General features: G+C 33.9%; 13 protein-coding genes. 12 read left to right on the top strand and 1 reads right to left on the bottom strand.

What is annotated here, in order from left to right; genetic code table 11:
* The first annotated feature begins 62 nt into the window (after positions 1-62).
* The 3 genes from R6U77_RS10000 to R6U77_RS10010 all read left to right on the top strand — a co-directional run bounded on the left by R6U77_RS10000 (position 63) and on the right by R6U77_RS10010 (position 5,801).
* A complete protein-coding gene (locus R6U77_RS10000) occupies positions 63-512 on the top strand; it encodes a hypothetical protein (RefSeq protein WP_319835538.1) in 450 nt (149 codons plus the stop codon).
* A gap of 512 nt (positions 513-1,024) precedes the next feature.
* Positions 1,025-1,645, top strand: coding sequence for a hypothetical protein (locus R6U77_RS10005; RefSeq protein WP_319835539.1), 621 nt, complete (start codon positions 1,025-1,027; stop codon positions 1,643-1,645).
* A 70-nt stretch (positions 1,646-1,715) separates the two neighbouring features.
* Positions 1,716-5,801, top strand: a complete 4,086-nt coding sequence (locus R6U77_RS10010; protein ID WP_319835540.1) for an exonuclease domain-containing protein — start codon at positions 1,716-1,718, stop codon at positions 5,799-5,801.
* Between the two features lie 81 nt (positions 5,802-5,882).
* Here the strand turns inward: R6U77_RS10010 and R6U77_RS10015 are convergent, their stop codons facing one another.
* Positions 5,883-6,227 carry a helix-turn-helix domain-containing protein gene (locus R6U77_RS10015; protein ID WP_319835541.1) on the bottom strand — a complete coding sequence of 115 codons (345 nt, stop codon included), beginning with the start codon at positions 6,225-6,227 and terminating at the stop codon, positions 5,883-5,885.
* A 157-nt stretch (positions 6,228-6,384) separates the two neighbouring features.
* On the opposite strand from R6U77_RS10015, the gene R6U77_RS10020 reads away from it, so the two are divergent.
* The 9 genes from R6U77_RS10020 to R6U77_RS10060 all read left to right on the top strand — a co-directional run bounded on the left by R6U77_RS10020 (position 6,385) and on the right by R6U77_RS10060 (position 15,603).
* Positions 6,385-6,561 (top strand): hypothetical protein, encoded by a 177-nt coding sequence (locus tag R6U77_RS10020; protein WP_319835542.1) that lies wholly within the window; start codon positions 6,385-6,387, stop codon positions 6,559-6,561.
* A gap of 113 nt (positions 6,562-6,674) precedes the next feature.
* Positions 6,675-8,024 (top strand): S-layer homology domain-containing protein, encoded by a 1,350-nt coding sequence (locus tag R6U77_RS10025; RefSeq protein ID WP_319835543.1) that lies wholly within the window; start codon positions 6,675-6,677, stop codon positions 8,022-8,024.
* 166 nt (positions 8,025-8,190) lie between these two features.
* Positions 8,191-8,841: a hypothetical protein gene (locus R6U77_RS10030; protein WP_319835544.1), complete on the top strand. Its 651-nt coding sequence runs from the start codon at positions 8,191-8,193 to the stop codon at positions 8,839-8,841.
* Positions 8,828-9,031 carry a hypothetical protein gene (locus R6U77_RS10035; protein WP_319835545.1) on the top strand — a complete coding sequence of 68 codons (204 nt, stop codon included), beginning with the start codon at positions 8,828-8,830 and terminating at the stop codon, positions 9,029-9,031. Before R6U77_RS10030 ends, R6U77_RS10035 begins: the two co-directional genes overlap by 14 nt.
* 174 nt (positions 9,032-9,205) lie before the next feature.
* Entirely contained in the window at positions 9,206-11,971 is a 2,766-nt protein-coding gene (locus R6U77_RS10040; RefSeq protein WP_319835546.1) for an InlB B-repeat-containing protein, read from the top strand.
* 123 nt (positions 11,972-12,094) lie between these two features.
* Entirely contained in the window at positions 12,095-12,337 is a 243-nt protein-coding gene (locus tag R6U77_RS10045; protein WP_319835547.1) for an Rpn family recombination-promoting nuclease/putative transposase, read from the top strand.
* A gap of 41 nt (positions 12,338-12,378) precedes the next feature.
* A complete protein-coding gene (gene tnpA / locus R6U77_RS10050; protein WP_319835548.1) occupies positions 12,379-12,810 on the top strand; it encodes an IS200/IS605 family transposase in 432 nt (143 codons plus the stop codon).
* A gap of 84 nt (positions 12,811-12,894) precedes the next feature.
* Positions 12,895-13,734 carry an Rpn family recombination-promoting nuclease/putative transposase gene (locus R6U77_RS10055; protein ID WP_406601034.1) on the top strand — a complete coding sequence of 280 codons (840 nt, stop codon included), beginning with the start codon at positions 12,895-12,897 and terminating at the stop codon, positions 13,732-13,734.
* Between the two features lie 519 nt (positions 13,735-14,253).
* On the top strand, positions 14,254-15,603 hold the full coding sequence (locus R6U77_RS10060) for a PriCT-2 domain-containing protein (RefSeq protein WP_319835550.1): 1,350 nt from the start codon (positions 14,254-14,256) through the stop codon (positions 15,601-15,603).
* Positions 15,604-15,811: the final 208 nt, after the last annotated feature.

Raw genomic sequence — 15,811 nt, forward strand, 5'->3', positions numbered from 1 at the left:
AATTTTTGGTTGTTTAATTTACAATATAATTAACTAATGATATGTAATAAGGAGATGGTTTTGTGAACTGGAAAGATAATAAAAATGATAAAAGCAGATATTACGGTGCTGGGAATAAATATATGTTCTTAAAAATCGGAAAACAAGTATATAATGATACAGGTAGAGAGTTTACAAGGTTAACTACGTCAAAAATTTTAAAGGAATATTTAGACGAACATCAATTAGGTTTCTTCAAATTTGGTGTTGATAAAAAAGGCAATAAAACAAAGTTATTTATCTTATTCAGCAATGAGGAAGATACTTTTTATGGTCTTAGAAATGCAGAGGGTGGTCATAAAACAACCGTTAGTATTAATCAAATTGTAGATGATTTAGAAGTGGATGGCATTGAATTACCACTTGAACGCTTGAAAATAGAGGCTGTTCCTGAAGCCGATAAAGAAAAATTAGGCGTAGATAAAGAAGCGCATTTATTTGAGGTGATTCTTCCTACAAAGGAAAAGGCATAATAGCAATAACCACACATAAGTAATAAGCCAAAATATCATAGGTCATAGATGTAGCCATGCGAGTATAAACGCATGGTTTTTTTGCGCTCATGGATTTCATTTGTTGCGGTTACATCGGTTACACCAGTTACAGCTTTTTTGACTAAAAGGTTTATTAGGATTTTTTTCTTCTCTACATAAAAAAAATAAATTTATATCTTAACTCTAAAAATAGTGTAACCAGTGTAACCGTAATAGATAAATTAATTATATTAAAATTAAGGTAGTAGTTATAAACATTGATATATCAATGTTTATGAAGGGTTTATGTGCTATTTTTAATGAAAAATTAGCGGTTTTTATGTGTAACCAGCATAGCTATTTTTGTAACCGAGAGGGGTAAAAATGTAACCCATGATAGTAAAAACGTAACTGATGCATAATAAAAATTTGAAACTGCGTAAAATTTGGTTGATGGAATTAATAGTTATGTAATAATATGTATTTGTAAGATTGAAAGAAAGGATGATGATATGATTAATTTGAATGATTTGATAAATATAAAAAATAAGAAAGGTGGTTTATTAAAAGATGATGTATATGATTTTTTTATAGAAAATATTGAATGTGAATCAGATAAAATAGATAAAAACCAAAATCGGTATGAAATGTGGAAATTCAAATTGCGCTTAATAGATAGAGATTATAGATTAACAAAAAATGTATTAGTCTATGATGAGGCAAGTGTAAATGATATAGGAAAAAATCAGTTAATGTATTTAATAGGATTGCTTGATATTGACTTTGATAATTTGGCAATAAAAGAGTCAGAACTAAAAGATTTTTTAATGGGAAAGTTAAAGGAATTGAAAGTTGTTAGCACCGTCTACACAAAGAATGGGAGGAATGAAGTTGGGTGGCTGTATGGCATGGAAGATAAAGAAAAAGCGTTAGAAAATTTTCATAGAAGGAATCAAGAATTTAAGAAACTTGATGAAGCTGTTGAAAAAATTGAGAAAGTTGATGAGGTTTCACCAAATGAAGCACATCAAGTTTTGAAAAATGAAGTAAAAGTAAATGAGGAGAAAAGCACACAAGCTAATGTAAATGGAACAGATGATATTAATTATACTGATTTTATCAAGTTTGATTAAATATGTTCATGCGAGTGAGGTGTAAGTGCTTCACTCGTTTTATTTTTCTAAAAATGAAGGAGGGCAAATAGTGGGTAAATATTATAAAGAAAAAAGTATCAACGAAATAGTTGAAGAAAATGAATTTGTAAGTGTTAGTGGAAAAATGGTCAGTGATGTAACGGTTAAGGCATGGGGTAGTGGCAAGGGCGAGAACCTTATTTTTGTCTTGAATGATGGAGCAAGCAATCTAAAGTGTATCATCTTTGTGAGGTACGAAGACCATGACAAAGATAGTATAGAAACGATTAAAAATTTTTTTGTGAAAGGGCATTTTTACGAATTAAAAGGCAAAACGAGCTTAGACGAAACGTACACAAATTTTAGTATAACATCTGCTCATATAGGTAATATCAATGTGCCTACCATGCAATTGCAAGTAGATATAGAAGACTGTAAGGATATTACGAATGATATTGGGCGTAGAGTAGACACCGATGAAATAGGTAGAGTTGAATTTAAAGTGATTAGTCAATATTCCACCATGCAAAGCATTGTCAAAGAAGCAGCCGCTATAGAGTTGACCAATAGATTTAATTATCAAGGATTAGGTTTTGTAGAAAAAGGAACGGTAAGAGGCTTTCCTTTGATTGAGCAACAATTTAACCAATACAAAAAGGTGATGGCGGAGGAATATAAGAACAATCCAAGCAAAGAGAATCAAAAACGCTTAGAGAATATTGAAAAATTAAAGATGTTTTATGGTGTTGATTTTTTAGTTAATCAAAAGCGTTATCTGCATTACCTAGTAAATAGTGAGAAATTGCATGAGAAAAACAGTGAGATAACCGATGAGAAATTTTTGAGAAATGTGAAATATCTAGTATTTGATATAGAAACAACAGGTATTTTTCCACTTTTTCATGAAATGATTGAAATAGGAGCAATAATTGTTGAGAACGGTGAGGTCATCAAGGAATTTCATGAGCTGATTAAGCCCACGAATAAAATTAATCAAAAAATCAGCAAACTCACCAATATTACAAATAAAGTGGTAGCTCATGGTGTGGATGAAGAAACTGCATTAAGACGGTTCTATGAATTTATTGGTGATGAGAAATATATATTAGTAGGGCATAATGCTAGAGATTTTGATTTGAATTTTATCAATGTAAGAAGCAGAATGTATAAGCTCGATGAGGAATTAAATGATTTTGCCTTAATTGATACCCTGTATTTAAGTAAATTTGTGGAGGAAGAAGTATTAGCGCAACAGAGAAAGCGTAAAAATTATAGCTTAAAAGGCATGTTAAAAAAATATGGAATTAAGATTGAAAATCATCATAGAGCTGTTTCTGATAGCTTGCATACGTTTAAATTGTTCCAAAAGTTGTTAGAGGATATGGAGGCTCATAATAAAGATTTAGTAGCGTGTAATGAGCCTTTAAAAACTCGATTAGATATGCGTTTTCCACAAATGGTCACGCTATATGCCTTAAATCGAGAGGGTTTAGTATTTCTTAATCAATTAAGTAGCAAGGTTAATACTGATACAGAGAATAGAGTGCTAAGTTGGGATGATATTAATGTTAAAGGTAATAGAGAAAATATTTTAGTCGTAAGCAACGGTTTCTATTGTAAGGATATTTTTGAATGCTTACTAAACGGCAAATTTGATGAGCGTGTTTTAGATAATTATGATGTGATTGGTTTAAATAGCCCATATAGTAATCATCATTATGAGGATGTACCAGTAGCAACATTAAAGCAATTAATCAAAATTGTTGATGGTATCTGTCAAAAGCAAAATAAAATGGTTATCAGCTTGGGTGAGGTGTTGTGTCTTCATAAATATGAAGAGAGATATTTAGATATGCTGTGGTTCGATAATCGAGCGAAGATATTTTTAGATAAGAATGTCACCATCATTCAGCAATTTTTTGATAATAAAATTCAAAAAGGACTAGCTTTTACTGATACTGAACAAGAGATATATAACAAGTTTATTCAAGGCGAATTAACAGGCGATGATTTATTAAATATTGATATTGAAGATTTAAAACTTGAGAAACAGGGTGGAAGATTCCATTCATATATCCAAAATAAAGAATTAGCACGAAAGAACGTTTATTATAAATCGACAGAGGAACTTTTAAATGAATTTGATTTTCTTGGAACAGAAAGAGTAAGAGAAATTGTTTCTATCAATACCATCAAATTGTTGGATAGATTTTCTCCCTATGAGATAGTACCAATGCATCCGTTAGTAAAGCCATCTATGTTAGGTGGCAATGAAAAAGAGAAGATGCTTGAAGTTGTAGAAAGAAGGCTTAAAGAGCTATATGGTGAGCATGTTGATAAAACAGTCCAAGACAGATTAGCCCTTGAATTAGAAATGGTATACAAAGGTAGCTATGAAGTTGTCTTTTATGGCAGCTATTTATTGGTGGAGGAAAGCAAGCGCAACGGCTACTTAGTAGGTAGTCGAGGGAGCGTTGGGAGTATGTTACTCGCTTATGTAATGGGGATTAGTGAGGTCAATCCATTACCACCACATTATCAATGTGATACATGTAAAATGCTTAAATTTTGTGGAGATGAAGATGTAGTGTGTGGCTTTGATTTGCCTATTAAGCGATGTGCTTGTGGTGGTGCTTTAAAGGGAAATGGTTTTGGTATTCACTGGAGTAGCTTTATGGGATATGGTGGCGAGAAAACGCCTGATGTGGATTTGAATTTTAGTAGTGAGATTCAAAAGCATATGATTGATTTTATCACCAGCCTATTCGGTGAGAGTAATATAGTACGAGCTGGCACAATTAGTACACTTGCCGAGGGAAAAAGTAAAAAAATCATATGGGAGTACCATAAAGCTAAGGGAAATATAAAAGTAGAGACGCTAAAAGAACGATACGATAATGATGTTAGTGATTTTTATGAATTAGACGATGAAGGCAATTTACATCCAATTGATTATATTCATTTTGATAAAAATAATCGCAGTATCATTTATATAGAAAAATTAAAACAAGAGGATAATGGCGAGCCATTAGTAGAGATATTAGCATTTGATTTCGACAGCTTGGTTTTTCAAGAAACGTTAGATTTTTTAAATGGTGTAGCATTTAGCAGCGGTCAACATGCTGGAGGGATGTTAGTGATTCCAGAAGAGTTAGATGTGCATTATTACAGTGGTATTACCTATAGTAAGGATGGCTATGATGCCAGCCATGTTACATTGCAATCAGAATATAAGCCATATGAGGATGCAATTTTAAAGTTTGATATTTTGAGCCAAGATGATAGTACAAGGTTGTACTATTTGGAAAAAGAAACAGGCGTTAGTATTGCTGATATTGATATGTATGATAGTGATGTGATACAACAATTTGCGTTAGGGCGCACTGAAATGATAAGTGAATTTAATACAAACTATTCTACCAATGTCACCAAGCAAGTAAGCCCTCAAGAATTTAGCGACTTAGTAGCGATTAGCGGTTTAACACACGGAGAAGGTTTATGGGATGATAATGCGGATGTGTTGCTAAAGAACGGCAAGGCAATTGATGAACTAATTACAAGTCGAGAGAACTTTAAAAGGCTTCTCATTCAATATGGCATCGAAGAAACATTAAGTAATCAAATTGTGGAATTTATTCGCAAAGGAAAATTGCATAATAAAAAGAATAGCGCTACCAATTTGATTGAGTGGAAAAAATATGAAGAGATTTTAAGAGAGTACCATGTAGATGAATGGTTTATCCAAAGCATCAAAAAGGTTAAATATTTATTTCCTCTAGCCCATGCTGCTGCTTATGTCATCAATGCTTATAGATTGGCGTGGTTCAAAAAATATTATCCACTTGCTTTTGCAAAAATCATGATAAATCTATCTTTATCAGATAAAGATGTGGATAAGCGTATCTTTTTAAAGGATAGGGAGCAAATTGAGGCATTGATTAAAAAATACGAAAATCCCAAAACGTATTACACACTTCCTAATAAGACGAGAGAAAGTGCGGCAGAGTTGTATTTTATGCGTTGGTTGTTTGATAATCATATCGAGTTATTGGGGGTAGATGAAAATAAATCAGATGCTAAAATCGCTACAATAGAAGATGGAAAAATACGTCTTCCATATATGTTGAAACGATTTAGCATAACAGAAAATGAATAACTAGTATGTATAAAAATCCATTCAGACCATCTAGGAAAGAATGGATTTTTATGTATGAAGATATAGAAAGGAGAAGTGGTGTTATTCTCGCTCAAAATGTTTTTTATAGGTCTTGATAACATCGAGAATATATAGTTGTTCTTCTTCTGATAGCTCGTTTGCAAGGGCATAAATGTCCGCAAGCACTTTAGCACTTTGAGCAATATCCTCTTTTTCATGCATTTCCCCTTCACCGTTTAGCAGCCAATCTTTATTGATGTTTAAACATTGACTAATGGCATTAATCACAATCATCTGTGGCTCAGTTTTATTTTTTTCAAGATTAAAAATAACACCTCTTGATACACCAATTGTTTCAGCAAGTGCCTCTTGTGTGAACCCCTTACTTTTTCTAGCATGGGTTAATCTTTCTCCTAAAGAATCCATTGAACTATCACCTCATCTTTTATTATAACCAAATTAAAAATCATTATCAAAGCATTTTTGCGTTGTTAATGAAATTTATTCTATTTAATTTGCGTTTACAATGAAAAAATATTGTGTTACTATTCATTTATAAAGCAAAAATAAGGTGGTGGATGAATTGACAAAGCGAAATGAAGCTGTTTCATCGGTTCGGATACTGAACGAAATCATTGATACGGCAAATGAGCTACCCATTGAATGTCAGGAAAGAATTCTTGATATTTTACGTGGTATGGCATTTACAAAAAAATGTTTGGCAAAAGAATCCGAACAATTAGATGAATCTAACGAATAGGATAGCGGTCAATACCATCAATGGATAACAAATTTATTTAAAGGGTTTTAAAGGCTATTTTTAATACATTTTATCAATAGCCTTATTTTCCATAATTTTTAGGAGGCGAAATAATGAGGAAAAAAATGAAATTAGGTATGTGTAGCGCATTATTAGTAAGTAGTTTAGTAGGTGGAACTCTAGGTACAAGTGACATGGTAGCACATGCATCAAGCCATGTAGCTCAACAGGTAGGTAATCCGTTTAAAGATGTGAGTAAAAAGGATGCTGCTTATGAAGCCATTCTATGGGCAAGTAAAGAAGGGATTGTTAGCGGCTATAAGGATGGTACATTTAAGCCAAATGATAAAGTCACAGAGGCTCAATTTGCAAAAATGTTAGTGAATTACTTTAAGCTAGATGCTGCAAAAGGCACGTTAATGAGAAATAGTGGGGAACGGCATTGGGCTGATGATTTTTATGACAAATTAGCAAGCTATAGTGTGCCATTAAATGGCTATGTCAACGAGGTACAACGTTTTGAGCCTGTTAAACGTGGCGTTGTAGCCGAAGCACTTGCTTATCTTGCAAAAGATGAGATGACGTTAAAAGATAGCATTCAATTTTTATACGATAATAAAGTATCAAACGGTCAAAATTCAACAGAAAAATTGATTGAGCAACATTTTGGCTATGCGAATGATATAACTCGTTCACAAGTGGTTGTTTTCTTTTACAAATTGCATTTAGCAAATATCAAATCGGTGCAAGGCAAACAAGCACTTAGTCAATATGCTTCTGATGAGGACATCGAGAAATTAGCGAAGCAAGGTACTAGCTACCTGTTCTATCTCTTAACGAAAAGTAGTATACATGTGGATTTAGAAAGAGCAGCAATTCGTCAAGAAGAAACCGAGGACTATAATAAACGATACAAAGCGTTATTTGAATCAGGTACATTTAAGTTTGCGGAACGTGTAAAAAATAAAAGTGCTGGTCATGAATTATTTGATTTTAAAGCATTGGATAAATTGGAAAAGGAATTAACACCTGAAACGATTCAATACTTAAATCAGCATTATGTAGTGGATGGCGCAACAAGTGGGGATGACCATTATTTAATATTCTTTGTGGATAAAAACGACAATTATCTAACAATTAACTATGGGTCAAATGATTTCGCTACAACTTTATACGGAAAACGTAAGTACCATGTAAGAGCTACAGGCAATACACCTACTGCTAATCAAGCATTGGCAATGGTAGTGAGCGATATTTCAGGCACAAAGCGAACGCTTACTGAAATCAATTCCTATAAAACGTGGATTGATAAAAAGCAAAACTTATCATATGAATACGGCTACGCTGGAAATCTTGTCGTTCGTTTTGGCATTAAAACGTATTTAACAGGTTTCCCATATGAAGATGGCGAGTTTAGTTTTACTTATTTCCCCGATAAAACGAGAAATGGAGATTATGAGTAAAAATAATCATTTAAGAAGCTGATACTATATAACAACTTTGCATAGTAGAACAATTGATAGCACTAGGTAGAATATCTTTTAGTTACTGTTCATGCAAAGTTGTGGTTTTAATAGCAGTTATATATAGCTGTATAAATAAAAATAACTGTAAAAAGGGAGTGCACTTTTGAAAAAGAATATCTTTCTATTATTTATAATAACAATACTATTAGTTGGATGTAGCAGTGGAAAAGGAGGAACTAAAACAACTGAAAAAGACGTTGTTCAAGCAACTGAAGATACATATAAGGATTATTATGGTACATATTACAAAGTACAAGCAGGACAGCTAGATGGTAATTATTTTGATGATTATGAAACGGTTCCGCTAGAGGATTTTCATGATAACGAAACGATTCAGTTAAAGAGTGATGGCACATATATTACTAAATATGATAGCTATACACAAGACGGTATTCTATTTAGTAAAACTACGAACAAATATGAGTATAAATTTGATGGCTTTAATGTGGTTCGTAACAGAAATATTAATGAAAATAATTTTAAATCCCAAAAAAGTATCTTACTATATGACGGAGCACATTATTTTAAAGAATCAGTCTTACAAGAATATGTAGATACTGGTGCTACGGTTCTGAAAGAAGATGAAGATTCAGTTGTATACGATATTACGAAATGGAGAATAGAAAATAATGAACAAGATGGTGAGGAAAATCATTTAGAGAATGACTTTGTGACAGTTGATGGACTGTTAATTAGTGTCAATTATTATTATGATAGTGACGAAACAAAAGTATCGGTTTATGAAAAAAGATAATAGCGTACAGCTTATGGGCGTGGAGGATGGAAGGGAAGGCTTTCAAATCAAATTTCCTGATGAATCGTGGGCATATGGAAACCTAGATTTGGTTGCTGAATCTGATTTAACAAAAATACATGAAGCAATTTATTTACCAACAGATGAAGAAATTGAGCAAATGGTAAATGATGAGTTAGGGATTGAGTGAAAAATGGTCATGCAAAAAAAGATGTTTAAGTCTTAGCGGATGAATAAGGGCTTGAGGAGGAATGAAATTACCTTCCAAGCTCTTTATTGTTGGTAAAACTCTTTATTTTTTAACCTTCGTTCTGTATACTTTACTCATGTGAAAAACAACATCAAATGAAAGGAACAACACAATATGCGAAAAAAGAGTAAGTTTAAATATTTCATCCCTATCATTTCTTTTTTGTTTTACCTATTATTTTCGAATCATATCGTTTGGGCAAATAGTATAGAAGATGATTTTGATTATGGTGACAATCGAGAGTATGAAGTACCATATTATCCTGGTGGGGTAACAATCTATGGTGATTTGAGTACGAGTAGAAAAGATTTAGTTTTACCAGATAGGCTAGGTGGAAAACCTGTCACTATAATAGGGATGTATGCATTTGACAATAAACAACTGACCTCCTTGAAATTTTCAGATAATATGAAATCAATTTCTTCTGGAGCGTTTCGGAATAATCAACTAACATCAGTCATACTTCCAAATCAGCTTGAATGGATTGGGCAATCTGCTTTTCAGAATAATCATCTATCAAGTATAACAATACCAAACAGTGTAAAAAAAATATATGGAAATGCATTTATTGGGAATGATTTAAAAACGATAACGATTTTTGGTGCTAATACCTTCCTAATGCAAAGTGCTATACCTACTAACACGAAGATATTAGGGGTTAGTCCATCTGAAGCAAAGGACTATGCGGATGCAAATGGATTTGTATTTGAAGAAATAGCGAATAAAATCACCTATGATGGGAATGGACAAACGAGTGGTGAACTATCGGAAGACTACACAGGAAACACTACAAAAACATTTATTGTAAAAAATCAAGGAAGTTTAAAGAAAATAGGCTATACATTTATAGGCTGGAATGATAAGCAAGATGGAAGTGGAACAGATTATGATGTCGGAGAAGAAATCGTCATCAATCAAGATATTACGCTATATGCAAAATGGGAAGAGGATTCCTTTTTGGTAAGCTATGAAACAAATGGTGGTACAACAGTGGATACAGCAACTGTCCTTTATGGAGGGAAGGTTACTAAGCCTGCAAATCCAACAAATATGGGCTATACATTTGTAGGCTGGTATACAGAAAATACGTTTAATAATGAATGGAATTTTGCAACAGATGTAGTAACAGGAAATATTACATTGTATGCTAAATGGTCAGCAAATCCATATACCGTTACATTTGAAACAAATGGCGGTACAACAGTGGATACAGCAACCGTCCTTTATGGAGGGAAGATTACTAAGCCTGCAAATCCAACAAATATGGGCTATACATTTGTAGGCTGGTATACAGAAAATACGTTTAATAATGAATGGAATTTTGCAACAGATGTAGTAACAGGAAATATTACATTGTATGCTAAATGGTCAGCAAATCCATATACCGTTACATTTGAAACAAATGGTGGTACAACTATCCATACAGAAACTGCGAACTATGGAGAAAAGGTAACTAAACCAGTAGACCCAACGAAAGCAGGTCATACATTTGAAGATTGGTATAAAAATAGCGAATTCAATATAGCATGGGATTTTACGACAGATGTTGTGACAGAAGCTATCACCTTATATGCGAAATGGACAACGAATACCTACCCTGTAACCTTTGAAGCAAATGGTGGGAGTGCCATCGTAGCGCAACAAGTACCATATAATTCGCAGGCAAATGAACCTACGCCACCAAGCAAACAAGGGCATACATTTGTTGGGTGGTATAAAGACACAGCATTGACACAGGAATGGAATTTTGCAACGGATATTGTAACAGAAGCTATCACCTTATATGCGAAGTGGACAACAAACCCAACCTATACAGTGACCTACGATAAAAATGGTGCAACAGGTGGGACAGTACCACAAGACAATAAAGCCTATGAACAAAACGATAACGTAACGGTGCAAGGCAATAGCGGTCAGCTTGTCCGAACGAACTATACATTCAAAGGTTGGAATACACAAGCAGATGGCAAAGGGATACCTTATGTTAAAGATGCGACATTCCCAATGGGTCAAATCAATGTGACCCTGTATGCGGAGTGGACAGCGAACCCACCCGCAACAGGCGGAGGAAACAATCCATCACCGTCACCTGTATCACCTGACCATGATGACTCACCACCAACAAAAGTAACTATCACCTTGCAGACAAATGGTGGAACAATTTTAAAACCGATCGAAATCACATATAACATGAAAATAAGGGATGTACCTAGCCCAACAAGAGAAGGCTATCGCTTTGATGGCTGGTATCAAGATGAAGCACTAACAAAGCCGTTGACAGAGGAAACGATTGTGCGAGAAAATAGTACGCTTTATGCGAAATGGACGGCATTGCCTGTAGAAGAGCCGCAATCACCAAAGCCAAATATAACATTTAGTGATGTAGAAAGACATTGGGCAAAAGACATGATTGTGGAACTATCAACACGAGGCATTATTCAGGGCTATGAAGATGGGTCTTTCCACCCGAATGCACCAATCAGTCGTATGCATGTGGCAGTATTACTAACAAGAGCCTTTCCATTGAACCAAGTACGAGAAGGAATGGAATTCGTGGATGTACCAACCACACATCCTTACTATGAAGCCATTGCGACATTACAGCAAGCAGGCATTGTAAATGGCTCAAATGGTGCATTCCATCCAACAGAAAATATGACAAGAGCGCAATTAGCGAAAGTTCTTGTCGGGGTACTAGGACTAGCACCAGAAGGCACAAGTTCATTCAAGGATGTAGATAGTAAACATTGGAGTACAGGCTACATTGCAGTGCTAGAGCGTGAAGGCATTACTTTAGGCGATAACGGTCATTTCCGACCAAATGAGCCTGTCACAAGAGCACAGTTTGTCGCATTTTTATATCGGATTATGCAAAAATAGGAAGTAGCAAAAACTTGAAGGGCGCTTTCCTTCAAGTTTTTTGTTAGGTAACATTCGCATCTGAACAAGCAAAATTGTATAATAAAAACAAGAAAATCATGCATAAGTGAGGTGATGTCGAACGTGAAATTGCAAAATCCGCATGATAAATTCTTTAAAGATTCATTTGGCAATGTCAGCGTTGCAAAGGACTTTTTGTTAAATTACTGCCCATCAGAAGTATTACAAGTGCTTGATTTAGCCACACTAGAACCACAAAAAGATAGCTTTTTAACGCCTGAGCTAGAGGAAAGCTTTTCAGATTTATTATTTAATTTCCGAATGCGTGGTTTAACTCCACCGTCTTTAGACGGTATCAGCTTTTAGCCTTGCCTTTCTCGGTCCATACTAATGGATGAGGTGAAAGGATGGACGGCTATAGAAAAAACAGTCACGCAGTACATGACATCAAATACCATGTGATTTGGGTAACGAAGTATAGATATAAAATACTAAGTGGTCCTATCGCTATACGAGTAAGAGAGCTGATAAGACAAGGTTGTGAAGCAAGGGGCATCATCATTCTACAAGGTAGTGTAGGAAAAGATCACATTCATTTATTAATTCCCTGTCCACCAAGTTTAGCGCCAAGTAAAATCTTACAATATCTAAAAGGAAGGTCCTCACGATTATTGCAAGATGAGTTTCCAGAATTAAAAAAGAGATATTGGGGTCAGCATTTATGGGCGAGAGGATATTTTTGTGCAACTGTTGGGGCAGTAACAGAAGAAATCATAAGAAATTATATTGCCAATCAATTTAATGAAGTTAAAAATGACATCTTCAATATCGAAGAATGAGTTTAGTCAAAATTCAGTGTGCTTCAGCATAAGAGCTTTGAGAAGGACTTCAGCCTAGAATACCGACTTTAGTCGGCGACATTTATGTCGAAATCCACCTGCTTTAGCAGGTGGTCGTTTAAGGTGAATATCAATCAGCGAGCAGGTTATTTGTATTTATTATTTGAGCATAAAAGCTATGCGGATAAAGGTGTCACATTCCAGTTATTACGCTATATGTTGGATATTTGGGAAGCGAAACAAACGAAAGAACGTGCGAAAAAACTGCCGATGATTCTTCCACTACTGATTTGCCATGACAATAAAAAATGGAAAATTTCAACAAGTTTGAGTGGTTTATTAGATGGCTATGAGGAACTGCCCGAAGCATTAAAAAAATATGTGCCTAATTTTGAATATATGTTGTATGATGTATCACAATATAAAGATGAAAACATGCGTGGCTCTGTACGCAATCGTATTCTTTTCACTTTACTACGTGATATGCGATTAAAACAAGGGCATGAATTACTGGTAGCCATTCTCAGAGCCTTTCGCTATTTAGAAGAGCTAGAAGATAAACAATCGGTAGTCGGTTATATGGAAACGATGTTACGCTATATTTATGAAGTAGGGAAAGATTTAACGAAGGAAGATATGGAGCAAATCATTGAACGACTTGAAAATCATGAGTTGAAAGGAAGTGACTTGACCATGACATTAGCGGAAATTTGGAGAAATGAAGGCTTGCAAGAAGGGCAACAAGTAGGAGAAATGAAAGCTTTGTCCAACATGGCAGTGACTTTATTGACACAAAAATGTGGTGAGCTACCTAATGAACTAAAGCACCTTATTAATCAAGCAAATGCCGAAGCGCTGAATCAACTTGTTTCCAATATTTTTACGATTCAAGATTTAGATGAAGTGAAGAACTATTTGCAATAGATAAGATAAGAAGAACATTGATTACTTTTATAGTAATTGATGTTTTTTTGAGTTCACCAATACTTTTAAACATAACCAGTTACATTTTTGAGTGTGCTGGTTACATATTTACCTATGTCGGTTACACTTTTAGCCTTGCTGGTTACATCCATTTTTATATAAAATTTTAATTGTGAAATACATACTTAATTTAAGAAAGGGCTTGTAAATGTTGATATATCAACGTTTATAGCACTATTAGTTTTGTAGAATACTATATAATAATACTTACATTAGATAATAAATAAATATGGGTTACACCAGTTACACTATTTTGATAGTTATGATGTACATATATTTTTTTCTTTTAAAAATAAATTTTGTTATAAACCTTTTATGTAAAAAAGGTGTAACCAGTGTAACTGATGTAACCGATTTTTTAGAAAGTGCGTAAAACTTTATAGACGATACCTAAATGTTTATTTTATGATTGGATTGTAAAAATGAATGTTTAGTAGGTTTGGTTATATGATTGAAGATGTGTATGATTTTTTAGATTGTTTATATCCTAGTGATATTAAATATAAAGGTAGCTTTCTATTGTTTAATATAGATACAAAAATGAGTACGTTTATTGATGTACATGATAAAGAGAGTATAGTGGATTACATTCAAGCAGAGGCGGCTAAAGGGTATACAGTTCAAATCAATTTAGCCTTGCAATTAGAAAAGGAAGCAAAACTAAAAAAGGTAGGAGAGGAGAACACCAAGCATGAAATAGTAACAGCACTTTATAAAAAGTACATCCATCAAGGGTATAGCTATCAAGCCGCACAAGCGGAACGAGCGTTGCGTAGCATTGAACAAAAGGAAAGAGAGTTAGGTATCAATTTAAATAAGAAGAAAGCTGAATTACAAAAGGGTTTAGTTAGCTATGATACCATGCGTCAAAAGTTAAATGCGTATAGTAATCACGATTTTCATGGCTATTTTAAAGCTGATATTGAGGTGCTTACTCAAAATATTTTAAAGCGTGTGAAAGGTACTGTGGAAACCGTTAGCGAGGTATTTGGGTTATGGCTAGATATTGATGTCAATATAGAGGGGTATCATAACGAGCAGCATCATCAATATTTTGATAGCTTCCAGCAAGCGACTAACTTTATGATGTCTTTACCTCTTAAGCCAACGATAATCGTAAATAGCGGAGGCGGTTTACATGTGTACTACAAATTTAATGAGGTATTAAGGCTTGAAACAATTGAGGAACGTAAGGAAATCAATTTGATTTATAGGCTATTTAGCGAGTATGTCAATCAAGAGGCTAACAAGATTGGTAAGAAAATTGATAAGTCCAATGTGTTAAAAATGATGCGTGTGCCATTTACTTACAACCTTAAAAATAAGGATAAACCGAAGCTAGTTACGATTGAGTATTTTAAGGATGCCAATCAATTAAAATATGAGGATGTAAAAGGATTTTTGAAAGAAGCAATTGAAATGGAACAGCGCAAGATAGCGCATGGCAAGCAACAAAGCCGCTATCCATCTGATAAAAAAGCTGACGGTAATTTAATTTATGAACGCTGTAATTGGGTACGTCACAAGGTAGATAACCAGCATGAATGTAGTTATGAGGAATGGAATCTATTGTTGATGTTGTGCGCCAATATAAAGGATGGTTTTGATAAGGCGCATGAGTGGAGTAGGGATGATGCTAGGTATAACTCGCTTGAAGTTACAAGAAAATACCAAACACTCGTAGAACAAAAAATGAAGCCATTCCTTTGTAATAAAGTAAATAGCAGCAGCTTATGTAAAGGTTGTGATTTATTTAATCAAGGTAAATCACCTATTCGGTTAGGTTATGATGATAAGTATAAAAGATGATATGTTTATATAATTGATATGATTTTTAAAATAAAATTCAAAATGTACGAAAATTGGTTGATGAGAATAATGTTGATATTATAAGATGAAATAGCAGTAAAAATAATATAAATTGGAGGAATGATATTTTGGATTTAAAAGAGAAAATGAAAGTGATAGAGATATTTATAGAAAGGATGGTGAATAAGGGAGTTAACAATTTGAGTGA

The sequence above is a fragment of the Lysinibacillus louembei genome, assembly GCF_033880585.1.
Taxonomy (GTDB): domain Bacteria; phylum Bacillota; class Bacilli; order Bacillales_A; family Planococcaceae; genus Metasolibacillus; species Metasolibacillus louembei.